Annotated in this window: 24 protein-coding genes; 11 read left to right on the top strand and 13 right to left on the bottom strand. The window is 59.8% G+C overall.

What is annotated here, in order from left to right:
* From hisD to AC1Q6D_RS20900, 9 genes are all read right to left on the bottom strand, one after another.
* Window positions 1-1326 (bottom strand): histidinol dehydrogenase, encoded by a 1326-nt coding sequence (gene hisD / locus AC1Q6D_RS20940; protein WP_047537758.1) that lies wholly within the window; start codon window positions 1324-1326, stop codon window positions 1-3.
* A 126-nt stretch (window positions 1327-1452) separates the two neighbouring features.
* A complete protein-coding gene (gene hisG / locus AC1Q6D_RS20935; protein ID WP_046820541.1) occupies window positions 1453-2088 on the bottom strand; it encodes an ATP phosphoribosyltransferase in 636 nt (211 codons plus the stop codon).
* Window positions 2089-2214: 126 nt separating this feature from the next.
* A complete protein-coding gene (gene murA / locus AC1Q6D_RS20930) occupies window positions 2215-3480 on the bottom strand; it encodes a UDP-N-acetylglucosamine 1-carboxyvinyltransferase (RefSeq protein WP_090467169.1) in 1266 nt (421 codons plus the stop codon).
* 22 nt (window positions 3481-3502) lie between these two features.
* Window positions 3503-3742: a BolA family protein gene (locus AC1Q6D_RS20925; protein ID WP_047537750.1), complete on the bottom strand. Its 240-nt coding sequence runs from the start codon at window positions 3740-3742 to the stop codon at window positions 3503-3505.
* 114 nt (window positions 3743-3856) lie between these two features.
* Window positions 3857-4162: an STAS domain-containing protein gene (locus AC1Q6D_RS20920; protein WP_047537747.1), complete on the bottom strand. Its 306-nt coding sequence runs from the start codon at window positions 4160-4162 to the stop codon at window positions 3857-3859.
* Window positions 4159-4812, bottom strand: a complete 654-nt coding sequence (locus AC1Q6D_RS20915) for an MlaC/ttg2D family ABC transporter substrate-binding protein (RefSeq protein ID WP_047537745.1) — start codon at window positions 4810-4812, stop codon at window positions 4159-4161. Before AC1Q6D_RS20915 ends, AC1Q6D_RS20920 begins: the two co-directional genes overlap by 4 nt.
* An 11-nt stretch (window positions 4813-4823) precedes the next feature.
* Window positions 4824-5291, bottom strand: coding sequence for an outer membrane lipid asymmetry maintenance protein MlaD (gene mlaD, locus AC1Q6D_RS20910; protein ID WP_047537743.1), 468 nt, complete (start codon window positions 5289-5291; stop codon window positions 4824-4826).
* A complete protein-coding gene (gene mlaE / locus AC1Q6D_RS20905) occupies window positions 5291-6088 on the bottom strand; it encodes a lipid asymmetry maintenance ABC transporter permease subunit MlaE (protein WP_103403984.1) in 798 nt (265 codons plus the stop codon). Before mlaE ends, mlaD begins: the two co-directional genes overlap by 1 nt.
* A complete protein-coding gene (locus tag AC1Q6D_RS20900; protein ID WP_090467168.1) occupies window positions 6088-6897 on the bottom strand; it encodes an ATP-binding cassette domain-containing protein in 810 nt (269 codons plus the stop codon). The genes mlaE and AC1Q6D_RS20900 overlap by 1 nt, the downstream gene beginning before the upstream one ends.
* A gap of 272 nt (window positions 6898-7169) precedes the next feature.
* On the opposite strand from AC1Q6D_RS20900, the gene AC1Q6D_RS20895 reads away from it, so the two are divergent.
* The 10 genes from AC1Q6D_RS20895 to AC1Q6D_RS20850 all read left to right on the top strand — a co-directional run bounded on the left by AC1Q6D_RS20895 (window position 7170) and on the right by AC1Q6D_RS20850 (window position 14198).
* Window positions 7170-8144 (top strand): KpsF/GutQ family sugar-phosphate isomerase, encoded by a 975-nt coding sequence (locus tag AC1Q6D_RS20895; RefSeq protein WP_103403985.1) that lies wholly within the window; start codon window positions 7170-7172, stop codon window positions 8142-8144.
* Window positions 8144-8668 (top strand): KdsC family phosphatase, encoded by a 525-nt coding sequence (locus tag AC1Q6D_RS20890; protein ID WP_103403986.1) that lies wholly within the window; start codon window positions 8144-8146, stop codon window positions 8666-8668. Before AC1Q6D_RS20895 ends, AC1Q6D_RS20890 begins: the two co-directional genes overlap by 1 nt.
* Before the next feature lie 8 nt (window positions 8669-8676).
* Window positions 8677-9249, top strand: coding sequence for an LPS export ABC transporter periplasmic protein LptC (gene lptC / locus AC1Q6D_RS20885; RefSeq protein ID WP_047537727.1), 573 nt, complete (start codon window positions 8677-8679; stop codon window positions 9247-9249).
* Window positions 9236-9784: a lipopolysaccharide transport periplasmic protein LptA gene (lptA, locus tag AC1Q6D_RS20880; RefSeq protein WP_047537724.1), complete on the top strand. Its 549-nt coding sequence runs from the start codon at window positions 9236-9238 to the stop codon at window positions 9782-9784. Before lptC ends, lptA begins: the two co-directional genes overlap by 14 nt.
* Window positions 9784-10509: an LPS export ABC transporter ATP-binding protein gene (gene lptB, locus AC1Q6D_RS20875; RefSeq protein ID WP_047537722.1), complete on the top strand. Its 726-nt coding sequence runs from the start codon at window positions 9784-9786 to the stop codon at window positions 10507-10509. Before lptA ends, lptB begins: the two co-directional genes overlap by 1 nt.
* Before the next feature lie 184 nt (window positions 10510-10693).
* On the top strand, window positions 10694-12187 hold the full coding sequence (locus AC1Q6D_RS20870; protein ID WP_103403987.1) for an RNA polymerase factor sigma-54: 1494 nt from the start codon (window positions 10694-10696) through the stop codon (window positions 12185-12187).
* A gap of 74 nt (window positions 12188-12261) precedes the next feature.
* Entirely contained in the window at window positions 12262-12570 is a 309-nt protein-coding gene (hpf, locus tag AC1Q6D_RS20865) for a ribosome hibernation-promoting factor, HPF/YfiA family (protein WP_047537716.1), read from the top strand.
* A gap of 12 nt (window positions 12571-12582) precedes the next feature.
* Window positions 12583-13047 (top strand): PTS IIA-like nitrogen regulatory protein PtsN, encoded by a 465-nt coding sequence (ptsN, locus tag AC1Q6D_RS20860; RefSeq protein WP_047537713.1) that lies wholly within the window; start codon window positions 12583-12585, stop codon window positions 13045-13047.
* A gap of 2 nt (window positions 13048-13049) precedes the next feature.
* Window positions 13050-13907, top strand: coding sequence for an RNase adapter RapZ (rapZ, locus tag AC1Q6D_RS20855; protein ID WP_047537710.1), 858 nt, complete (start codon window positions 13050-13052; stop codon window positions 13905-13907).
* A gap of 15 nt (window positions 13908-13922) precedes the next feature.
* Window positions 13923-14198, top strand: a complete 276-nt coding sequence (locus tag AC1Q6D_RS20850; protein WP_047537707.1) for an HPr family phosphocarrier protein — start codon at window positions 13923-13925, stop codon at window positions 14196-14198.
* 88 nt (window positions 14199-14286) lie between these two features.
* Here the strand turns inward: AC1Q6D_RS20850 and pmbA are convergent, their stop codons facing one another.
* The gene (gene pmbA / locus AC1Q6D_RS20845; RefSeq protein ID WP_047537704.1) at window positions 14287-15633 is read right to left on the bottom strand and encodes a metalloprotease PmbA; all 1347 of its coding nucleotides are present in this window, start codon (window positions 15631-15633) and stop codon (window positions 14287-14289) included.
* A gap of 108 nt (window positions 15634-15741) precedes the next feature.
* On the opposite strand from pmbA, the gene yjgA reads away from it, so the two are divergent.
* Window positions 15742-16266, top strand: coding sequence for a ribosome biogenesis factor YjgA (yjgA, locus tag AC1Q6D_RS20840; RefSeq protein ID WP_047537701.1), 525 nt, complete (start codon window positions 15742-15744; stop codon window positions 16264-16266).
* Between the two features lie 48 nt (window positions 16267-16314).
* Here the strand turns inward: yjgA and tldD are convergent, their stop codons facing one another.
* The 3 genes from tldD to AC1Q6D_RS20825 form a co-directional block, all read right to left on the bottom strand.
* The gene (tldD, locus tag AC1Q6D_RS20835) at window positions 16315-17757 is read right to left on the bottom strand and encodes a metalloprotease TldD (RefSeq protein ID WP_047537698.1); all 1443 of its coding nucleotides are present in this window, start codon (window positions 17755-17757) and stop codon (window positions 16315-16317) included.
* A 12-nt stretch (window positions 17758-17769) separates the two neighbouring features.
* Window positions 17770-18624: a carbon-nitrogen hydrolase family protein gene (locus tag AC1Q6D_RS20830; RefSeq protein WP_103403988.1), complete on the bottom strand. Its 855-nt coding sequence runs from the start codon at window positions 18622-18624 to the stop codon at window positions 17770-17772.
* 70 nt (window positions 18625-18694) lie between these two features.
* Entirely contained in the window at window positions 18695-22498 is a 3804-nt protein-coding gene (locus AC1Q6D_RS20825) for a YhdP family protein (RefSeq protein ID WP_103403989.1), read from the bottom strand.
* Window positions 22499-22506 lie beyond the last annotated feature (8 nt).

The following is a 22506-nucleotide window of genomic DNA, read 5'->3' as shown; positions in this document are numbered from 1 at the left end:
TCAGTTTCCCTTTTGTTCGTCAACGATACGGTATTCGGCACTGCGGGCGTGGGCGGTCAGCGACTCGCCACGGGCCAGCACGGAAGCGGTTTTGCCCAGCTCGGACGCCCCCTGCTCGGAGCAGAAGATGATCGACGAGCGCTTCTGGAAGTCGTAAACACCCAGCGGCGAGGAGAACCGCGCGGTGCCGGAAGTCGGCAACACGTGGTTGGGGCCCGCGCAATAGTCGCCCAAGGCTTCGGAGGTGTGACGGCCCATGAAGATCGCACCGGCGTGGCGGATCTGCGGCAGCCAGGCTTGCGGATCGGCTACCGACAACTCCAGGTGCTCCGGCGCGATGCGGTTGGCCACTTCGATGGCCTGGGCCATATCGCGAACCTGGATCAGCGCACCACGACCATTGATCGAGGTTTCGATGATTTGCGCGCGCTCCATGGTCGGCATCAGCCTGGCGATGCTGGCGGCCACTTTGTCGAGGAAATCGGCGTCGGGGCTGACCAGGATCGCCTGGGCGTCTTCATCGTGTTCGGCCTGGGAGAACAGGTCCATGGCGATCCAGTCCGGATCGGTCTGACCGTCGCACACCACGAGGATTTCGGACGGGCCGGCGATCATGTCGATACCGACCTGACCAAACACGTGGCGCTTGGCGGTGGCGACATAGATGTTGCCCGGCCCCACCACTTTGTCGACCTTCGGCACGCTTTCGGTGCCGTAGGCCAGCGCGGCGACAGCTTGTGCACCGCCAATGGTGAACACGCGGTCGACGCCGGAGATGCAGGCGGCGGCCAGCACCAGCTCATTGATCTCGCCACGGGGAGTCGGCACCACCATGACCACTTCGGTCACACCGGCCACCTTGGCCGGAATGGCGTTCATCAATACTGACGACGGGTACGACGCCTTGCCGCCCGGCACATACAGGCCGGCGCGGTCCAGCGGCGTGACCTTCTGGCCCAGCACCGTGCCGTCGGCCTCGGTGTAAGTCCAGGAGTCCTGTTTCTGCTTTTCGTGGTAGCTGCGCACGCGGGCCGCAGCTTTTTCCAGGGCTTCGCGCTGCGCTACCGTGATGCGCGTGAGCGCCAGTTCCAGGCGTTCGCGCGGCAGGATCAGGTCGGCCATTGACGCGACATCGAGCCCGTCGAATTGACGGGTGAATTCCACCAGCGCGGCATCGCCACGCTCGCGCACGGCCTTGATGATGTCCAGCACCCGCTGATTGACCGAGTCGTCAGACACACTTTCCCAGCTCAGCAGATGATCCAGATGATGTGCGAAATCCGGGTCAGCAGCGTTGAGTCGGCGAATTGCAGTCGGTGCGGTCATAGCGAGAGCCTCATAGGATTGGCAAAAACTCAGGCGCCCTAACTTAGCAGTCGTTTCCGCTTGGGCACCTGAGAATTCTGGCTATGAGGCGGATAGACGGGCGCGACTCAAGGTCGCGCAGGTGAATCAGCCGCGGTGTCGAGACTCCACTGCCTTGCGCAGGGTGTCGATCAACGCCTGAATACGGGCGTGTTGCATTTTCATCGAAGCTTTGTTGACGATCAGCCGGGAGCTGATGGCAGCAATGAAGTCCTGTGGCTCCAGACCGTTGGCCCGCAGCGTGTTACCTGTGTCGACCACGTCGATGATCTTGTCGGCCAGGCCGATCAGCGGCGCCAGCTCCATCGAACCGTAAAGCTTGATGATGTCGACCTGGCGGCCCTGTTCGGCGTAGTAACGCTTGGCAACGTTGACGAATTTAGTGGCGATACGCAGACGGCCCTTGGGCTCGGCTGCGCCGACCTTGCCGGCCGTCATCAGTTTGCACTGGGCAATTTGCAGGTCCAGCGGCTCGTACAGGCCCTGGCCGCCGTATTCCATCAGCACGTCTTTACCGGCGACACCCAGGTCGGCGGCGCCATGCTCGACGTAGGTCGGCACATCGGTGGCACGCACGATCAGCAGGCGTACATCTTCCTGGGTCGTGGGGATGATCAGCTTGCGACTCTTGTCCGGATTCTCGGTCGGCACGATGCCTGCTTCAGCCAGAAGCGGCAAGGTGTCATCAAGGATGCGGCCCTTGGACAGTGCGATGGTCAACATGGGAAACGTCAGTCCTTATCAAGGTACTCATGCCCGGTCGCAAACGGCGCCGGACACACGTCGAGCCGGAATCCGGCTCGACTTCAACAATTCAACGGGCATGTCCTTATGCCCATGCAGCAGGAACTAGCCCGGTACGCGGCGGATCTTGGCGCCGAGCATCTGCAGTTTCTCTTCGATGCACTCGTAACCACGGTCGATGTGGTAAATGCGATCGATCAGGGTATCGCCTTCGGCGATCAGCGCCGAGATGACCAGGCTGGCCGAAGCACGCAGGTCGGTCGCCATGACTGGCGCGCCCTTGAGCTTTTCGGTGCCGGTCACGATGGCGGTGTTGCCTTCGACCTGGATCTTGGCGCCCATGCGGTGCAGTTCGTAAACGTGCATGAAGCGGTTTTCGAAGATCGTCTCGATCACGGCGCCCGTGCCTTCGGCAATGGCGTTGAGGGAAATGAACTGCGCTTGCATGTCAGTCGGGAACGCCGGATACGGTGCAGTGCGCACGTTGACGGCTTTCGGCCGCTTGCCGTGCATGTTCAGTTCGATCCAGTCTTCGCCGCAGGTAATTTCTGCGCCCGCTTCCCGGAGTTTTTCCAGAACGGCTTCGAGGATGGTTGGATCGGTGTCCTTGACCTTCACGCGACCGCCAGTCACCGCAGCGGCGACCAGGTAGGTGCCGGTTTCGATACGGTCGGGCATCACTTTGTATGTGGTGGTGTGCAGACGCTCGACGCCATCAATGGTGATGGTGTCGGTGCCAGCACCGGAAACCTTGGCGCCCATGGCGTTCAGGAAGTTCGCCAGGTCGACGACCTCAGGCTCGCGTGCGGCGTTGGCCAGTACACTGCGGCCCTTGGCCAGAGCGGCGGCCATCATGATGTTCTCGGTACCGGTCACACTGACGGTGTCGAAGAAGAAGTGCGCGCCACGCAGGCCGCCTTCCGGCGCCTTGGCCTTGATGTAGCCGCCTTCGACGTCGATGACCGCGCCCATGGCCTCGAGGCCACGGATGTGCAGGTCAACCGGACGCGAACCGATGGCGCAACCGCCAGGCAGTGCGACTTCGGCTTCACCGAAACGGGCAACCATCGGGCCCAGTACCAGGATCGACGCACGCATGGTTTTCACCAGTTCGTACGGAGCGATCAGGGTCTTGATGGTGCGCGGGTCGATTTCGACGGCCAGTTTCTCGTCGATGACAGGCTCGATGCCCATGCGACCGAACAGCTCGATCATGGTGGTGATGTCGTGCAGGTGCGGCAGGTTCGCCACAGTCACAGGGCCATCGCACAGCAGCGTCGCAGCCAGGATCGGCAGGGCAGAGTTCTTTGCCCCGGAGATGCGGATCTCGCCGTCAAGACGAGCTCCGCCAGTAATAATCAATTTATCCATAAGAATCTCGACGCCCTTGGGCTCAGGTGCGCTCGGCCCAGGCCGCGCTGCTGAAAAATTTCATAGTGACCGCGTGGATGCTGCCATCGGTGATCCACGGGTTCAAATGGGCATAGATCTGCTGCTGACGCTTGACCGGGCTCAATGCCGCCAGTTCATCGCTAATCACGTTCAGCTGGAAATTGCAGCCTTCGCCCTCAACTTCTACCTGAGTTCCTGGCAGCTTTCCTTCAAGGAAGCTCTTCACTTCGGTGGCCTGCATGCTCAACCTCAATCGGCGCCCTGTGCGCGCGGGTCGGACATCATACAAAAAAGCCCCGCGCCTGCGAACCCCGCGAAGCAGGACTCTGACGGGGGGCTACTTTATCGATGCGGGTTAGGGATGCGCCAACAGCTCGGTCAGCTCACTGACCTGAGCAATTTCGCGCATGTCTTCGGGCATCCCGCGGATGCTCAGCGCCTTGCCGGCCGCCTGGGCATCTCGCATGAAGCACAGCAGCAAGGACAGGCCAACACTGCTGGACTTCTCCACCGCCGAACAATCGATCACCAGGGCCGCAGCCTTGCTGGACTTGATCAGCGCCTGCCCCTGCTCGCGCAGGCCTGGGCCGGTGCGGTAATCCAGCACGCCACTGAGCAACAGTTCGCCGGTTTCGTTCATGCGAACGGCAGAATCACTCATTGGGCTGGCTTCTGGTCGGTTTTTTCGGTAGCGGCCTTGGCTTTGGCAACTTCCCCTGCCCAATTGTCGATGGTCGCCTGCAGGTTATTGCCGTTGCGCGACATTGCATCGGCGAACTGATCGCGGAACAGCTTGCCGATGTTGATGCCGTTGATGATGACGTTGCGCAGCTTCCACTCGCCATTGATCTTCTCGAGTGTGTACTGCACTGGATAGATCGCGCCATTGCTGCCCTTGACCGTCATGCCGACGCTGGTGCGGTCGCCCGACTCATCCTTGGCAGGGTCAACGACGATGCCCTGGTTGTTGTACTCAAGCAGCGCATTGCCATAGAACTGGAACAAACCTTTCTTGAAGTTTTCTTCAAAGGTCTTCATTTGCTCAGGGGTGGCTTTACGCGAGTACTTGACCGTCATGATGCTCTTGGAAATACCTTCGGCGTCCACTACGGGGCCGACGATGGTGTTCAGCGCCGCATAAAAGTCATTCGGGTCCTTCTTGTATTTCTCTTTGTTGGCCGCCAGGTCGGCGAGCAACCGATTGGTCGTGTCCTGTACCAGATCGTGCGCGGAAGGCGCCGCCACGGCATTAGCTACCAACGGCAGGGCCGCGAGCAATACCAACAGGCCACGTCGCAAGATTGAGATCATTTAACAGCTCCTCATTTGGCGTCTTTGCTAACGGTATTGAGCAGGAATTTACCGATCAGGTCTTCCAGCACCAGCGACGACTGGGTGTCGTGGATGGTTCCGCCATCCTTGAGCAAGGCTTCTTCCCCGCCCACGCTGATGCCGATGTACTTCTCGCCCAACAGGCCAGCCGTCAGGATAGATGCAGTGGAGTCGGCGGGCAGGTTATCTACGCGTTTTTCCACCTGCATGGTCACCCGACCGGTGAAACTGTCACGATCCAGATCGATTGCGGTGACCTTGCCGATGGTGACACCCGCCATGGTCACTTTGGCTCTGACCGTCAAACCGGCGATATTGTCAAAGTATGCATAAAGTTTATAGGTGTCGGTGCTCGGGCTCGGCGAGAGGCCACTGACCCGCAGCGCCAGCAGCAACAAAGCCAGGATGCCAGCCAGCAAGAAAAGGCCGACACCGATTTCCAGGGTGCGGTTTTGCATCAGAAATCTCCAAACATCAAAGCGGTCAGAATAAAGTCCAGGCCCAGCACTGCCAGGGAGGCATACACCACGGTCTTGGTAGTGGCACGACTGATCCCCTCGGAAGTGGGCTCGCAGTCATAGCCTTGGAATACGGCGATCCAGGTCACGACAAAGGCGAAGACGATGCTTTTGATGATGCCGTTGAGCACATCATCCGTGAACGTCACGCTGTTCTGCATGTTCGACCAGTAGGAACCGTCATAGACACCCAGCCAGTCAACCGCTACCCACGAACCGCCCCAGATGCCCACCACGCTGAAAATCATGGCCAGCACCGGCAGGGAAATGAAGCCGGCCCAGAGGCGCGGGGCAATAATGTACTTGAGCGGGTCGACCCCGATCATTTCCAGGCTGGACAGCTGTTCGGTGGACTTCATGTTGCCGATTTCCGCCGTCAGCGCCGAACCGGCACGCCCGGCAAACAGCAACGCAGTGACCACGGGCCCCAGTTCGCGCAGCAGCGTCAGCGCCACCATCTGCCCGACCGCCTGCTCCGAACCGTAGCTGGACAGAATGTTGAACCCTTGCAGCGCCAGTACCATGCCGATGAACACACCGGAGACCACGATGATCACCAGGGACATTACGCCCACCGAGTGCAGCTGTTTGACCAGCAAGCCAAAACCGCCGCCAATACCGCCACGCCCGAGAAGCGCGTGAAACAGAAATATGGCCGAACGACCGAACACCGACAGCACATCGATGCCGGCCTGGCCGAACCGGCGCACTCGCTCTATAAGTGAAATCTTGCGCATCAACGCTTCCCCAGAAGATCTGCGCGGTAGTCCGTCGCTGGAAAGTGATAGGGGACCGGACCGTCCGGATCGCCTGTCATGAATTGACGGATACGCGGCTCGTCCGAGTTCATCAGCTCGTCAGGCGTGCCCTGCCCCAACACCTGCCCGTCGCCGACCACATAGATGTAGTCGGCGATGCTCGCGGTTTCGGCCAGGTCGTGGGAGACCACGATGCTGGTGATGCCCAATGCATCGTTGAGCAAGCGGATCAGGCGCACCAGTACGCCCATGGCGATAGGGTCCTGACCGACAAAGGGCTCGTCGTACATGAGAATTTGCGGATCGAGCGCAATCGCCCTCGCCAGCGCGACGCGGCGCTTCATGCCGCCTGACAGCTCGTCGGGCATCAGGTCAAGGGCGCCGCGCAAACCCACGGCCTGCAATTTGAGCAGGACGATATCGCGGATCATTTCTTCCGGCAGTTGGGTGTGAACACGCAGCGGAAAGGCGACGTTCTCGAAGACATCGAGGTCGGTAAAGAGTGCGCCGCTCTGAAACAGCACGCCCATGTGCTTGCGGGCGTCGAACAGATCGCTGCGCGACAGTTTTGGCAGGTTCTGACCGTTGACCCAGACTTCGCCATTGGTAGGCCGCAATTGTGCGCCCATCAACCGCAACAGCGTGGTCTTGCCACACCCGGAAGGCCCCATGATGCCGGTGACCTTGCCGCGGGGAATACGGATATCGACGTTATTGAAAATGCTGCGCGCACCGCGCTTGAAGGTCAGTCCCTTCAGCTCGACCGCGTAGGCGTTATCGGCACTCATCTAAACTCCTTGCGATGCAGCCTCTCACTCGGACGCCTGGCTTCCTGACAAAAGCACATCCGCCGAGCGGGCCGAACTGGCGGCGAACTATATCACTGCAATGGCCACGCGCCCAAGGCCAATGCCGAGCCATATTCAGCAACAAGACAGGCAAAAACGCTCATTTAGAGGGATTGAGCAGCATGGAGAGACAATGCTCGACAAACTTGCGTGAGGGTTTCGATCATAACCGCTATAATCGCCGCCTTTTCATCAGGCTATACGATTCAGACATGAGCCAATCCAGCGACCTGATTCAATCAGCACAACGCACCATCCGCCTCGAGGTAGAAGCCGTACAAAGCTTGCTGCCGCATATCGACGCAGATTTCGTACGCGCCTGCGAGATGATTCTGGCCAGCAAAGGCCGCGTAGTCGTGGTCGGCATGGGCAAGTCGGGGCATATCGGCAACAAGATCGCCGCCACCCTGGCCAGCACCGGCACCACCGCATTTTTCGTGCATCCGGCCGAAGCCAGCCACGGCGACATGGGAATGATCACCCGCGACGACATCATCCTGGCGCTGTCGAACTCCGGCTCGACCAATGAAATCGTCACCCTGCTGCCACTGATCAAGCGTCTGGGCATCCAGCTGGTCAGCATGACCGGCAACCCGAACTCGCCGCTGGCCAAGGCCGCCGAGGTCAACCTGAACGTTCACGTCGAGCACGAAGCTTGCCCGCTGAATCTGGCCCCCACTTCCTCTACTACGGCGGCGCTGGTCATGGGCGACGCCCTGGCCGTCGCACTGCTGGAAGCGCGCGGCTTTACCGCCGAAGACTTCGCCTTTTCCCATCCCGGTGGAGCATTGGGCCGACGCCTGCTGCTGAAGGTGGAAAATGTCATGCACGCCGGGCAAGAGTTGCCACAGGTTCAGCGCGGCACCTTGCTCAAGGATGCGCTGATGGAAATGACCCGCAAGGGCCTTGGCATGACAGTCATCCTCGAGGCCGACGGCAAGCTGGCCGGGATCTTCACCGACGGCGACTTGCGCCGCACCCTGGACCGCAGCGTCGACATCCATAGCGCCACGATAGATCAGGTCATGACCGTGCACGGCAAGACCGCCCGCGCCGAGATGCTCGCCGCCGAGGCCCTGAAAATCATGGAAGATCATAAAATCAACGCATTGGTCGTGGTCGACAGCGAAGACCGCCCGGTCGGCGCCTTGAACATGCACGATTTGCTGCGTGCAGGAGTAATGTAATGAGCGCGGACCTGCTGCAACGCGGCCAACACATCAAACTGGCAGTATTCGATGTCGATGGCGTCCTGACCGACGGGCGCCTGTACTTTCTCGAAGACGGCAGCGAATTCAAGACCTTCAATACCCTCGACGGCCAGGGCATCAAGATGCTGATGGCGGCCGGCGTCCAGACCGCGATCATCAGCGGCCGCAAAACCCCGGTGGTTGAGCGACGGGCGAAAAACCTTGGCATCCCGCATCTGTACCAGGGGCGCGAAGACAAACTGGTGGTGCTCGACGAGCTTCTCGGCCAACTCAACCTAAGCTATGAGCAGGTCGCTTATCTAGGCGACGACCTGCCGGACCTGCCGGTCATTCGCCGCGTCGGCCTGGGCATGGCGGTGGCCAATGCCGCAAGCTTTGTGCGTGAACACGCTCACGGAGTAACCCTGGCCCGCGGTGGCGAGGGTGCCGCCCGCGAATTCTGCGAATTGATCCTGCGCGCCCAGGGCCGTCTCGATGCGGCCAACGCCGCGTACCTGTGAGCCAAACCATGCTGAACAAAAAAATTCGCAACATTCTGGTGTTCGGTTGCATTGCGGCGATTTTCGCCGCGGTCGGCTATTGGAACATCAGCCCGGAACGCTTCCTCGACAAACCGATCGCGCATGTCGACGAAAGCGAAATCGATTATTACGCTACCAACGCCCACAGCGTGCAGTTCCTGCCTGATGGCAGGCTTCAATACGAAATGACTTCCGACAAAGTCGAGCACCTCAAAGCAAGCGAAGTCACGCTGCTGACCAACCCTGACCTGAACATGTTCCGCGGCACCGAGTTCCCGTGGCACGTCCAGAGCGAAAAAGGTGAGGTCAACCCGGACGGCACGCAGGTTGAATTGATCGATTCGGTACGCATCACGCGCTTTGATGAAAAAAACCGCAGAACCCTGATCACCACCACTCGAATGACGGTGTTCCCGCAGCAACAATATGCGCAGACCGAGCAACCCGTTAGAATCGACGGCGCTGGCGGCGTATCGACCGGTACCGGAATGAAAGCGTATTTGAAAGAAAGCAGGATACACCTGCTATCGAACGTAAGAGGACAGTATGAGGCTCGTTAAAACCCTCCCTATTTTGCTCAGTCTGGGCGCAGCACTGGGAAGCGTGAGCGCCTGGGCTCTGCCGAACGATCAAGAGCAGCCTATCCGCATTCAAGCCGACGACGCCCAACTGGACGACAAGAATGGCGTTGCCACCTACAAAGGTGACGTGATCATTACCCAGGGCTCGATGAAGGTCACCGGCAACACCGTGACCATCACCCGCACGCCGACCGGCGATATCGATGTAGTGACCTCTGTAGGCAACCTGGCCTACTTCGAACAACTGCAAACCCAGGGCGACACCAAGCCTGTCCAGGGCTGGGGAGTGACCATCCAGTACCACGCCGCGCAAAACCGCGTCGTACTGATCGATCGCGCCAAAGTCATCGACAAGGACAACAACACCACCCAGGGCGAAAAAATCGTCTACGACACCGTCAAGAAGCTTGCGAGCGCTGGCCGTGCGACAGGTAACAAGGTCACCGAAGCGCGTCCGCGCATCGACATGGTGATCCAGCCGAAGAAGAAAACCGACGAGCAAAAGGCCCAGTAATGGCAACTCTGAAAGCTCAGCATCTGGCCAAGAGCTACAAGAGCCGCCAGGTCGTCCGTGATGTCAGCCTGTCCATCGACAGCGGTCAGATCGTTGGCCTGCTAGGCCCTAACGGCGCTGGCAAGACCACCTGTTTCTACATGATCGTAGGCCTGGTACAGGCCGATCAGGGCCGCGTACTGATCGACGACCTGGACGTCAGCCACCAGCCAATGCACGGCCGCGCAAAGGCCGGTATCGGCTATCTGCCGCAAGAAGCGTCGATCTTCCGCAAACTCTCGGTCGCCGACAACATCATGGCGATCCTGGAGACCCGCAAGGAACTCGACAAGGCCGGTCGCCGCAAGGAGCTGGAAAGCCTGCTGCAGGAATTCCACATCAGCCACATCCGCGACAACCTCGGCATGAGCCTGTCCGGTGGCGAACGCCGCCGTGTGGAAATCGCCCGGGCATTGGCCACCAACCCGAAATTCATCCTCCTCGACGAGCCCTTCGCCGGCGTGGACCCGATTTCGGTAGGCGACATCAAACAGATCATCCATCACCTCAAGGCCAAGGGCATTGGCGTGCTGATCACCGACCACAACGTCCGTGACACCCTCGACATCTGTGAAACCGCCTACATCGTCAACGATGGCCAATTGATCGCCGAAGGCGACGCTGCAACCATCCTGGCCAACGATCTGGTCAAGGAAGTGTATTTGGGCCATGAGTTCCGCCTGTAAGCACCGAGGTGTCTGGCTAGTCGACCGAGCGCTTGTCTCGATAAAAAATCAACACTTTTTTATTGTTACAGCGCTCTAGGCAAACACTTCAGTTTCAGGCATATAATTTGCTTATGTTTGGCGCTCCGGCGCCCTGTAGTGGATGGCGCATGTGCGCCGGCGAATAAGGTGTTTAGCCCCTGCCATGAAACCATCGCTAGTCTTGAGAATGGGCCAGCAGCTGACGATGACACCGCAGCTGCAACAGGCCATCCGCCTGCTCCAATTGTCGACCCTGGACCTGCAACAGGAAATCCAGGAGGCCCTGGAGTCCAATCCGATGCTCGAACGCCAGGAAGAAGGCGACGACTTCGATAACAGCGACCCCTTGGCCGACAACGCCGAACAGAAACCCAACCCCGACATTCAGGAACCCTCCTACCAGGAAAGCGCACCGACGGTTGATAACCTCGAGGAAGGCGACTGGGACGAGCGTATCCCCAACGAACTGCCCGTCGATACCGCCTGGGAAGACGTTTACCAGACCAGCGCCAGCAGTCTGCCGAGCAACGATGACGACGAGTGGGATTTCACCACCCGCACATCGGCCGGTGAAAGCCTGCAAAGCCATTTGCTGTGGCAATTGAACCTGGCGCCCATGTCCGACACCGATCGCCTGATCGCCGTGACCCTGATCGATTGCATCAACAATCAGGGCTACCTGGACGAGACGCTCGAGGAGATACTCGAAGCCTTCGACCCGGAGCTGGACATCGAACTGGACGAAATCGAAGCCGTCCTGCACCGCATCCAGCAATTCGAACCCGCCGGAATCGGCGCCCGCAACCTGGGCGAATGCCTGCTGCTGCAATTACGCCAGATGCCGGCCAAAACCCCTTGGCTCGCCGAAGCAAAGCGCCTGGTCACCGACTACATCGACTTGCTCGGCAGCCGCGATTACAGCCAGCTGATGCGCCGCATGAAGCTCAAGGAAGATGAGCTGCGCCAAGTGATCGAACTGGTTCAAAGCCTTAATCCGCGCCCGGGCTCGCAAATCGAATCCACTGAAGCCGAATACGTGGTTCCCGACGTGATCGTGCGCAAGGACAACGAACGCTGGCTGGTGGAACTCAACCAGGAATCGGTACCGCGTCTTCGGGTCAACGCCCAGTACGCCGGTTTCGTGCGTCGCGCCGACACCAGCGCCGACAACACGTTCATGCGCAATCAGTTGCAGGAAGCCCGCTGGTTCATCAAGAGCCTGCAAAGCCGCAATGAAACCCTGATGAAAGTTGCCACCCAGATTGTCGAGCATCAGCGCGGCTTCCTGGAGTACGGCGACGAAGCCATGAAACCGTTGGTCCTGCATGACATCGCCGAGGCGGTTGGCATGCACGAGTCGACAATTTCACGGGTGACCACACAGAAATTCATGCATACCCCTCGGGGCATATATGAACTGAAGTACTTTTTCTCCAGCCATGTCAGCACCTCCGAAGGCGGCGAATGCTCGTCCACGGCGATCCGCGCGATCATCAAAAAACTGGTTGCCGCGGAAAATCAGAAAAAGCCGTTGAGTGACAGCAAGATCGCTGGTTTACTGGAGGCACAAGGCATTCAGGTGGCTCGCCGCACCGTCGCCAAGTACCGCGAATCCCTGGGGATCGCGCCTTCGAGCGAACGCAAGCGGTTGATGTAGAGCCACGCCACAGCGTTCCAGTGGTAGATCATTTGATCTACCGCTTTATGCACTGGCAACGAAGGAGAAGCTGTATGCAAGTCAACATCAGTGGACACCAACTGGAAGTGACCGAACCTCTTCGCACCTACATCGGCGAAAAACTCCAACGGTTAGAGAGGCACTTCGACAAGATCACCAACGTACAGGTCACGATGACCGTCGAAAAGTTGAAGCAGAAAATCGAAGCCACGCTGCATATTCCCGGCAATGAAGTGGTCGCGAACGCGGAACATACCGATATGTACGCGGCGATCGACGCACTGACCGACAAGCTGGATAAACAACTCAAAAAGCATAAGGAAAAGACCCAGAGCCTCCTCCAGGGCGCTACCGGTCGTTAACACCCCCAACCCATGATCCGACTTGAAAGCATCCTGACCCCCGGCCGTTCCCTTGTGAACGTGCCGGGCGGCAGTAAAAAGAAAGCCCTCGAACAAATTGCCAACCTGATCGCCCGGGAAGTGCCGGATCTGGAGATGCAAGATGTCTTCGAGGCGTTGATTGCCCGTGAAAAACTCGGCTCGACGGGTTTTGGCAACGGCATCGCCATTCCCCACTGTCGCCTGAAGGGCTGCTCTTCACCCATCAGTGCCCTGATGCACCTCGATGCTCCCATAGATTTCGACGCCATCGACGGCGCACCGGTTGACCTGTTGTTCGTTCTACTGGTCCCGCAAGCCGCTACCGATGCGCACCTGGAACTTTTGCGCCAAATTGCCAGCATGCTCGACCGCAAGGAAGTGCGCGAAAAACTGCGCAGCGCCCCGAGCAATGAAGCCTTGTATCAGGTTGTCCTGGACGAGCAAAACGGTCAGTAATCATGCGCTTGATCATCGTCAGTGGCCGCTCCGGCTCAGGTAAAAGCACCGCCCTTGATGTACTCGAGGACAGTGGCTACTACTGCATCGACAACCTTCCCGCCGGGTTGCTGCCGGAACTCGCCGAACGCGCATTGATCCACACCGAACTGGCACAGCCGCTGGTGGCCGTGTCCATTGATGCTCGCAACCTGCCAAGTCACTTGTCGCGATTCCCCGAATTGCTCGAAGAAGTCCGCAGCCGGCATATCCAGTGCGATGTTCTGTACCTGGATGCCGACGAAGAAACCTTGCTCAAGCGTTTTTCGGAAACCCGTCGTCGTCACCCGCTGAGCAGTGCCAATCGTTCGCTGGCTGAAGCGATCAACGATGAAACCAGCCTGCTCGGCCCCATAGCCGACCTTGCCGATCTCAAAGTCAACACCACCAACCTCAACCTGTATCAGCTACGGGATACGATCAAGCTGCGCCTGTTGAACCAGCCGGAACCCGGTACAGCCTTCCTGGTGGAGTCCTTTGGTTTCAAGCGTGGCATGCCCGTGGATGCCGACCTGGTATTCGACGTGCGCTGCCTGCCCAATCCCTACTGGAAACCCGAGCTTCGGGCGCAGTCCGGGCTTGATCAACCGGTTGCCGAGTACCTGGCAGCCCAGCCGGACGTGGAAGAGATGTTCCAGGACATTTCCACATATCTGCTCAAATGGTTGCCCCGCTTTGCCGCCAGCAACCGCGCCTATGTCACCATTGCCATCGGCTGCACGGGCGGACATCACCGCTCCGTCTACCTGACCGAACGCTTGGGCAAGACGCTGCAACAATCCCTGAAGAACGTCCAGGTCCGCCACCGCGACCTCAGCTAAAGGATTCACACCGCGATGCCTGCTCTGGAAATCGAAATCATCAACAAGCTGGGCCTGCACGCCCGTGCTTCTGCAAAATTCGTCGGAGTCGCCGGTGAATTCAAGGACTGCACGATCAGAGTCGGACGCACTCCGGAATCTACGGTCGACGGCAAAAGCATCATGGCAATGATGATGCTCGCGGCTGGCAAGGGCACCAAAATCTACATCAACACCGAAGGCGAAGACGCGCAAAAGGCGCTGGATGCGTTGAAAGACCTGATCAACCGCTATTTCGACGAAGGCGAGTAAACGCGTATCGAGGCCAAACCCGCTCGATAGCCCACAAAAAAAGGCGCACCACCCATCAGGTGGTGCGCCTTTTTTGTGACAGGGGAGTTTAGCTGCCTGCCACCGTCATCCGCTCGATCAGTACCGACCCCGTACGGATATTGCTGCGCAGTTCCAGGTCATTACCCACGGCAACGATCTGCTTGAACATGTCACGCATGTTACCGGCGATGGTCACTTCCTGGACCGCGAACTGAATTTCACCGTTCTCGACCCAATAACCCGCCGCGCCACGGGAGTAGTCGCCCGTGACCATATTCAGGCCCTGCCCCATCAATTCGGTCACCAGCAGGCCACGCCCCATGCGACGCAGCAAGGCCGCCTGATCTTCATCACCATGGGTGACGAACAGGTTATGCACGCCTCCGGCATTCGCGGTGCTCGGCATGCCGAGCTTGCGACCGGAGTAAGTACCGAGGATGTAGGACACCAGCTCGCCCTTTTCAACGAACGGCTTCGCGTAAGTCGCCAGACCATCGCCATCGAAGGCCGCGCTGCCCAAGGCACGCATCAAATGCGGACGCTCATCGATGGTCAGCCATTCAGGAAACAGCTTCTGACCCAGGGTGCCTTCAAGGAACGATGACTTGCGATACAGGCTGCCGCCGGAAATCGCCGACAGGAAGCTGCCGAACAAACCACCGGCCAACTCGGCGGAAAACAGCACCGGCACTTCGCAGGTTGGCACCGGACGCGCGCCGAGACGGCTTGCCGCCCGTTGTGCGGCACGCTGGCCAATGCTCACCGGATCAGCCAGCAAATTGCCCTGGCGATTCACGTCATACCAATAATCGCGCTGCATCTGACCATCGGCCTCGGCGATCATCACGCAGCTCAGGCTGTGCCGGGTCGACGCATAACCGCCGATAAAACCGTGGCTGTTGCCATAGACACGGCAGCCTTGATGAGTGCTCAGCGTAGTGCCATCGGCATTCTTGATCCGGCTGTCGGCAGCAAATGCGGCCGCTTCACAGGTCAGCGCCTGCTCGATTGCCTGCTCCGGCGTGATATCCCATGGGTGGAACAGGTCGAAATCCTGAACGTCACGCGCCATCAGAGCAGCATCCGCCAGACCCGACGCTTCGTCTTCCGAGGTGTGTTTGGCAATGGCCAAGGCGGCGGCTACGGTCTCACGAATCGCCTCTGGACCGCTGGCCGAGGTGCTGGCCGACCCCTTGCGCTGGCCAACGTACAAGGTGATACCGAATCCCTGATCACGATTGAATTCGACGGTTTCGACTTCGCGCTGGCGCACCGTGGTCGACAGGCCCTGCTCCAGGGACACCGCCACTTCACAGGCACTGGCCCCCTGGCGCCTGGCTTCAGCGATGATCTGCTCGACTTGTTCTTGCAGTGCCGGCAACGCTTGTGGGCCGACGCTTTCAACTGCACTCATGCTGTTCTCCACTCAAATTCTGCTTTCGGAATAGGTCATCGAGCGACCGGGCCGGACAAGCGGCCCCCGACTGGTTATCATGGCGGCGTTTCTTTGCGGACGGCCACCATGGTTGATTCTTACGACGACTCCCTCGATACGGGAGAAAAAAGCAAATCCCAGGTCAAACGCGAGCTGCATGCTCTGGTTGACCTTGGCGAACGCCTTACGACACTCAAGCCTGACTTGCTGGCAAAACTGCCCTTGACCGACGCTTTGCGCCGGGCCTTGGCCGATGCGCCCAAGCACACGGCGAACATCGCGCGTAAACGGCACCTCCAGTTCATCGGCAAACTGATGCGCGATCAGGACACTGACGCCATTCTGGTCTTGCTTGATCAACTCGATGCCTCCACTCGCCAATACAACGAACGCTTCCATAACCTGGAGCGCTGGCGTGATCGCCTGATCGCCGGCGACGATGCAGTCCTGGAAAAGTTCGTCATCGACTACCCGGAGGCTGATCGCCAGCAATTGCGCTCCCTGATCCGTCAGGCCCAGCACGAGCTGGCGACCAACAAGCCACCGGCATCGAGCCGTAAAATCTTCAAGTACATCCGTGAGCTGGACGAGACTCAACGCGGTCTGCGCTGAGACTCTGATCGGGTGAGTCGCCTGGCGGCTCACCCGCAGCTCCACGCCTTACGCGCCCGTGCCACCCACGGTGATCGCATCAATCTTCAGCGTTGGCTGGCCGACACCCACCGGCACCGACTGCCCATCCTTGCCACACGTCCCCACACCACTATCGAGCGACAGATCGTTGCCGACCATCGACACCTTGCTCATGGCTTCAGGCCCGTTGCCGATCAGAGTCGCGCCCTTGACCGGAGCGGTGATCTTGCCGTCTTCGATCAGATACGCCTCGCTGGTGGAGAACACGAACTTGCCGCTGGTGATATCCACCTGGCCGCCGCCGAGGTTGGCGCAATAGATACCGCGCTTCACCGAGGCGATGATTTCGGCCGGATCGCTTTCACCGGCGAGCATGTAGGTGTTGGTCATGCGCGGCATTGGCAGGTGCGCGTAGGATTCGCGACGGCCGTTACCCGTACGGGCCACGCCCATCAGGCGCGCGTTGAGTTTGTCCTGCATGTAGCCTTTGAGTACGCCGTTTTCGATCAGCGTCGTGCACTCGGTCGGCGTACCTTCGTCGTCAACGCTCAAGGAGCCACGACGCCCCGCCAGGGTGCCGTCATCGACGATGGTGCAAAGCTTGGACGCAACCATCTCGCCCATGCGTCCGCTGTAGGCTGAACTGCCCTTACGGTTGAAATCGCCCTCCAGACCGTGGCCAACCGCTTCGTGCAGCAACACACCCGACCAACCGGAGCCAAGCACCACCGGCAACGTACCGGCCGGCGCCGGAATGGCCTCCAGGTTGACCAGCGCCTGTCTCAACGCTTCGCGGGCATAGCCCATGGCGCGATCTTCGGCGAGGAAATAACGGTAGTCGGTGCGACCGCCACCGCCATGACCGCCGCGCTCACGACGGCCGTTCTGCTCGACGATCACGCTGACATTGAAACGCACCAGAGGTCGCACATCCGCCGCCAGCCCGCCGTCGGTGGAGGCCACCAGAATCCGTTCCCAGACACCCGCCATGCTGACGGTGACTTGCTGGATGCGCGGATCGAGCGCGCGAGTCGCGGCATCGATGCGTTTGAGCAGATCGACTTTCTCGGCACGGGTCAGCACTTCCAGAGGATTGTCTGCCCCATATAACTGCGCGACATCCTGAGTGGTGAACGCCTGCACGGTGCCGCTTTGCCCGGCCCGAGAGATCGAGCGGGCGGCACGGGCTGCCGCGCCCAAGGCTTCCAGAGTGATGGCGTTGCTGTAGGCAAAACCGGTCTTTTCACCCGACTGCGCCCGCACGCCCACGCCTTGGTCAAGATTGAAACTGCCTTCCTTGACGATGCCGTCTTCCAGCGCCCAGGACTCGGAGATCTGCCCCTGGAAATACAGGTCGGCGGCATCGATACCCGGGCCGGCCAGGTCGCCGAGCACACCCTGCAGGCTCTCGATCGTCACGCCACCGGGTGCCAGGAGATGATCACTGACTGAGGACAACAACTCGCTCATATGCTTTACGCCTTAAATTCGTCGTTCTGATGCAGGTCGCTGAGCGCCCTGCGAGAAAAAGCGCCGGTGACTGGACACCGGCATCCGCGCCCGGATGGACGCCTGTTCGCTGCTGTCTATCTCGGCCAGCAGCACGGCCTCGCCTTGATCCTGTTGTGCCAGCACGCGCCCCCATGGGTCGATGATGGCGGTATGCCCCCAGGTTTCTCGCGGCCCCGGATGCGTCCCACCCTGGGCGGCCGCGAGCACATAACACTGGGTTTCAATGGCCCGCGCGCGAATCAACACGTCCCAATGCGCCGCACCGGTCACGGCAGTAAAGGCCGATGGCGCGGTAATCAGCTCCGCGCCGGCAGCACGCAATTCGCTGTACAGCTCCGGGAATCGCAGGTCATAACAGACCGTTAGGCCGACTCGCCCTACCGGTGTGTCCGCGACCACGACACCACTGCCATAAGCATAGTCATCGGATTCGCGATAACGACCGCGATTGTCTGCCACGTCCACGTCGAACAAATGCAGCTTGTCGTAACGCGCCACCGTCTCACCCCGGTCATCGACCAGCAACGAGCAGGCGTGCACCTTGGCTGCTGGCTGGTCCACCGGCGGCAGCGGCAAAGTGCCGGCCACAATCCATAACTTGAGGTCGCGAGCGGTCTGTTTCAACCAGGGCAGGATCGGACCTTCGCCCAGTGCCTCGGCGCGGCCAATGTCGGCAATGTCGCGCCGGCCCATGGCCGCGAAGTTTTCCGGCAGCACGGCAAGCGCCGCACCACCGGCTGCGGCCTGCTCGAGCAATTGACGGGCCTGGGCCAGGTTGGCCAGCACATCACTCTGGCTGACCATTTGAATCACCGCTACAGACATGGCGCGCTCCTGAATGGATAGACGTCCATGCTACTCCATGGGCCTGGCGTGTGCGCTCTGAAAAAGAGCGTCAAAAAGGCTTGTCGTAGGTGATTTTCGGTTCTTTCCATGGCCCCTTGACGGTGTATTTCACACTGGCAAAACGGGCCACGCGGTCACCGATCAGCTTGTCGATCAGGAACAGAGCACCGCCGACGGCAGGCGCGCCCACGATCAGGGCGGCAATTGGCAGGTTGTTGGACACCGGCAACGTCACCATCAGCTTGGCGTCGATCTGATCGCCGACCAGGTTCAGGGTGCCGTTGAGCTCAACATTACTCGACGGGCCGGTCATCTGGATGGGCTCACGGGTCACATAGACGCCATTGGTCGCCACCAGCAGCCCCTTGACCCGGTCATAGCTCAAACCTTTGCCGAACAGGTCGGAGAAGTCCAGGCGCAATCGCCGGCCGATGGAGTTGAAGTTGAGCAGGCCGAATACTCGCAACGCTTGGGCACCGCCTTCGACCTCCACAAACTGCCCCTCCCTCATTGAAGCGTCGAGAGTCCCGGAGAAACGCTTGCTGGCCAGCCAGGCCGGCGAGCCGGGCCAGCGACCGTCGACATCCATATGGAACTCCTGGCTGGTCACGCTCGGTGCGAAGCCCCATCCCTTGAGCACATCCGCCAGATTCTTGCCGCTGATCCGCCCCTTGTACCAGCTTGTGCTGGAACCTGGCGCACCTTCCCAGCCACCGCTGCCTTGCAACAGGATGCCTTTGAGGCCCATATCCAGTGAGTTGAGGGCGATCCCCCTGGCCGTAGGACGAACCTTGAGCGACCACGCACCGACCAGATCATTGCCCTGGAACAGCTGATTGATGGTGATATCCAGCGCCGGGATCTTCGTCGGATCCACGGAGGCCAGCGGGTCCGGCGAGTTTTCGTCGGCAAGAACCTTCGGATCAGGTGCCGGCAATCGCACGTATTGCAGATTGATGACCACTGGCGAGGCTTTCGCATCGGGAATACTGGCGGCGCCCTTGACTTGCTGACTGTCGAGCTGCAAAGCCCAGGCGGCCGGTTTTCGCGTCAACTGCACCGATGCCTGATCCAGGGTTGTACCCAGTGCGCTGAGCTTGCCGACCTTGAAATCGGCACTGCTGAGCAACTGTTTTGCACTACCGCCCGGGTCTTGCCCGGCGTACTTGTTCACCAGGTCCTGCCAGGGGCCGACATCCAGCTGCGATAGCACGCCGCGCACCCGCAGGCCTTTGGCAGCGGGCAGCATGGCATTGCCATTACCCAGGAACAATTCACCGCGACCCTCGGCAAAATTTCCGGGAGGCGCGGCGAAGGTGAAGTTCGCCAATTCGCCGTAATTCACCCAATAGCGTCGTTCCGCTCCCTGCAACGTCATGCGGAACGTCGTATCACGCCCGGTTTCGGCAGGCATGCCGAAGGGTGCCGGCAAATCGACGGCGACACCTTTTAGATTGGAGTTGACCATCAACTGGCTATCACCGCCATTAAGGGTCAGTTGCAATTGATACGGAATCACGCCGCTCGCCGGCAGCGACTGGGTGACGCTGAGCCAGTTCGCGAGTTTCTTGACTTCGACCTGCCCCGAGGCCGTGACACGGGTATTGAGCTTGCCTTCACGACCATCGGCGAATATCTGCGCACTCACCGGTTTGTCGAAGGCTCGTGCCGTGATGTTCTGGCCGCTCAACCCTTTGCTGCTATCGAAACGAAAATCACCTTTGAGCTGAGTCAACTCAAGGGGGGGCTCGGGCAATTTCAGTCGAGCCTTTGCCGTTTTGAAGTCGACCACGATATTCGGCTGCTCGCCTTTGACCAGCGGGATATCCAGCTTGAGCTTGCCTTGCAGGTCGCCCTCGCCTTCCCAGCCGGCGAACGTCTCGGCAGTACCGATAGGCGCTTCCTTGAGAATTTTCAGGCCATCACCCAAGCCGCCGGCAAACCCGCCGTCAAGGAACAGATGAGTGCTCTGTCCTGCCGGAGCGTGAGGAATGTTGACGTAAATATCGCTGACCTGGGTGTCGAGCAACTGACCCTTGCTGGCCAGAATCCGCACGCCGCTGTCCTCGACGAACACGTCCCCCGTAACCTTGCTGACGTGCGGCCAGCCCGGCTGGAACGCCAACTCGGCATCGTGCACTTTGAAAAACAGGCTGATGCTGCGGGCGGCATCTTCGGCACCGTGGTTCAGCGAGCCCTGGTACTGGAAGAAACCTTGATCGACTGCCCCCTTGAGAATCGCCGTACGCAGCCATTCGTCGAGTGCCGGGCTCAGGACCGCCGGCAAGTACTTGGCGGTATAGCGACCGTCCCCGTCGACCAGGCCGACCCGCAGGTCCATGTAGTCTTCCTGGTTGTGGTCGAAATGCAACCGGATCAGGAAGTCACCGGCAATCTTGCCTTCCTCGCCCAATACCTTCAGGTACGGCGCGATCAGGGTGAAGCCTTCTTTATCGAGCTTCCAGGTCAACCGGGCATTGGCCTGGATGTATTGCCACGGCTTGGCGAAAATCGGGTCCAGGTGCAGCAGGAAATCCTTGCTGTCCATGCGCAGCTCGCCGTGGCCAAGGTCTCCGCTGATACTGCCGCTGACATTCCGTGCCGCCGGAGCGCCGTGGTAGGCGTCGAAGCCGACCCGATCAAGATTGGCGGCAAAGCTGAACTTGCTGTCGTCGGTGGCATTGGGCCGCACGTCGATCAGAACGTTGCGCAGGCCACCGATGACCTTGAGCCGCTCGACCGTCGTGGCAAAACCTTCAGGTAATGGCGCCAGGGCATTGAGCAACGGCGTGAGCGGAGTGAGCTCGAGGCGATCGGCTTGCAAGTGCCAAGCCTCTTCTGCCTTATCGGTGGCCGCCAGCTGCTTGAGCTGCAAGCGTGATTCCCAGCGAGTCTCGCCGAGGTTCATGGCCAGAGAGTCCAGGGTGACTAACATGCCTTCGGTGCTGCGTTGAAAATAGCCGTTGAGCGCCAGATTATTGATCTGGACCGGCTTGCGCTCGGCATAGGCCCCTTTGATTTGAGGCGCGTTCAACCGGACGGCGGCACTTTGCAAGGCGCCTTGGCCCCAGGTCGCCCACAGCTCGCCACCGCCTTTGATCTCCGAGAAATGCCATTGCTGGGAAACACTTTCGGGCAGCCATTTAGACCAGTCGCTTTGCGGCAGACTCAAGTAGACGTCCGCTTCACCCTCCTTCCATCGGCTGGCCTGAATGCGAGTACGCAGGCTCATTGCCATCGGCTGACCATCGGGCAGGGTCAAGCGGACATCGAGCCGCTGGCGGTAAGCACCGGTTTTCAGATTCAAACCGACGTAAGTCAGGCTAAGGGGAGATTCCCCCCACGGCTGCAACGTGATCTGACTGTCGAGCACCGACAACTGCTGGACCATTTGCAGGCTATTGAGCAACTGCTCCGGGTCGAGGGGCTGATCGTTCCTGACCGGCAGACCTTCCAGCGCCCACTCACCCTCATTGCCTTGCTTGAGGCTGATCTTCAGGCCATTGAGTTCCAGGTGGGCAATACGTATTTCACGCGCCAGCAGACTGGCCCAGAGATCCGGCACCGCCCGCACCTTTTCCAGGTGCAGGGCGTTGGCACCCTCGCCGACCGTCACATCGTGGGCCGAAAGAATAGGCGCGAATCCGCTCCAATTGCCTTTCAGCTCGCCAATCTGCAGCGGCATGCCCAAAGCGTCGCTGGCCCTGGTCTCGACTTCGCCGCGATACTCCGCCACCAGTGGCGTCAGCTCACGGCCAAGGCTGACGTACAACGCCATCAGTACCAAAGCCAACGCGCACAGGCCCAGACCCCAGCGGGTCAGTGCGGCCAAAATGCGTGTCAGACGGTCCATGTCAGTTG

The organism is Pseudomonas sp. MT92 (genome assembly GCF_058792515.1).
This window is presented reverse-complemented; position numbering and strand designations above follow the sequence as displayed.

Coding starts and splice junctions, on each gene's coding strand:
- hisD (WP_047537758.1), bottom strand. CDS start 1,326: ATGACCGCACCGACTGCAATTCGCCGACTCAACGCTGCTGACCCGGAT.
- hisG (WP_046820541.1), bottom strand. CDS start 2,088: ATGTTGACCATCGCACTGTCCAAGGGCCGCATCCTTGATGACACCTTG.
- murA (WP_090467169.1), bottom strand. CDS start 3,480: ATGGATAAATTGATTATTACTGGCGGAGCTCGTCTTGACGGCGAGATC.
- AC1Q6D_RS20925 (WP_047537750.1), bottom strand. CDS start 3,742: ATGCAGGCCACCGAAGTGAAGAGCTTCCTTGAAGGAAAGCTGCCAGGA.
- AC1Q6D_RS20920 (WP_047537747.1), bottom strand. CDS start 4,162: ATGAGTGATTCTGCCGTTCGCATGAACGAAACCGGCGAACTGTTGCTC.
- AC1Q6D_RS20915 (WP_047537745.1), bottom strand. CDS start 4,812: ATGATCTCAATCTTGCGACGTGGCCTGTTGGTATTGCTCGCGGCCCTG.
- mlaD (WP_047537743.1), bottom strand. CDS start 5,291: ATGCAAAACCGCACCCTGGAAATCGGTGTCGGCCTTTTCTTGCTGGCT.
- mlaE (WP_103403984.1), bottom strand. CDS start 6,088: ATGCGCAAGATTTCACTTATAGAGCGAGTGCGCCGGTTCGGCCAGGCC.
- AC1Q6D_RS20900 (WP_090467168.1), bottom strand. CDS start 6,897: ATGAGTGCCGATAACGCCTACGCGGTCGAGCTGAAGGGACTGACCTTC.
- AC1Q6D_RS20895 (WP_103403985.1), top strand. CDS start 7,170: ATGAGCCAATCCAGCGACCTGATTCAATCAGCACAACGCACCATCCGC.
- AC1Q6D_RS20890 (WP_103403986.1), top strand. CDS start 8,144: ATGAGCGCGGACCTGCTGCAACGCGGCCAACACATCAAACTGGCAGTA.
- lptC (WP_047537727.1), top strand. CDS start 8,677: ATGCTGAACAAAAAAATTCGCAACATTCTGGTGTTCGGTTGCATTGCG.
- lptA (WP_047537724.1), top strand. CDS start 9,236: ATGAGGCTCGTTAAAACCCTCCCTATTTTGCTCAGTCTGGGCGCAGCA.
- lptB (WP_047537722.1), top strand. CDS start 9,784: ATGGCAACTCTGAAAGCTCAGCATCTGGCCAAGAGCTACAAGAGCCGC.
- AC1Q6D_RS20870 (WP_103403987.1), top strand. CDS start 10,694: ATGAAACCATCGCTAGTCTTGAGAATGGGCCAGCAGCTGACGATGACA.
- hpf (WP_047537716.1), top strand. CDS start 12,262: ATGCAAGTCAACATCAGTGGACACCAACTGGAAGTGACCGAACCTCTT.
- ptsN (WP_047537713.1), top strand. CDS start 12,583: ATGATCCGACTTGAAAGCATCCTGACCCCCGGCCGTTCCCTTGTGAAC.
- rapZ (WP_047537710.1), top strand. CDS start 13,050: ATGCGCTTGATCATCGTCAGTGGCCGCTCCGGCTCAGGTAAAAGCACC.
- AC1Q6D_RS20850 (WP_047537707.1), top strand. CDS start 13,923: ATGCCTGCTCTGGAAATCGAAATCATCAACAAGCTGGGCCTGCACGCC.
- pmbA (WP_047537704.1), bottom strand. CDS start 15,633: ATGAGTGCAGTTGAAAGCGTCGGCCCACAAGCGTTGCCGGCACTGCAA.
- yjgA (WP_047537701.1), top strand. CDS start 15,742: ATGGTTGATTCTTACGACGACTCCCTCGATACGGGAGAAAAAAGCAAA.
- tldD (WP_047537698.1), bottom strand. CDS start 17,757: ATGAGCGAGTTGTTGTCCTCAGTCAGTGATCATCTCCTGGCACCCGGT.
- AC1Q6D_RS20830 (WP_103403988.1), bottom strand. CDS start 18,624: ATGTCTGTAGCGGTGATTCAAATGGTCAGCCAGAGTGATGTGCTGGCC.
- AC1Q6D_RS20825 (WP_103403989.1), bottom strand. CDS start 22,498: ATGGACCGTCTGACACGCATTTTGGCCGCACTGACCCGCTGGGGTCTG.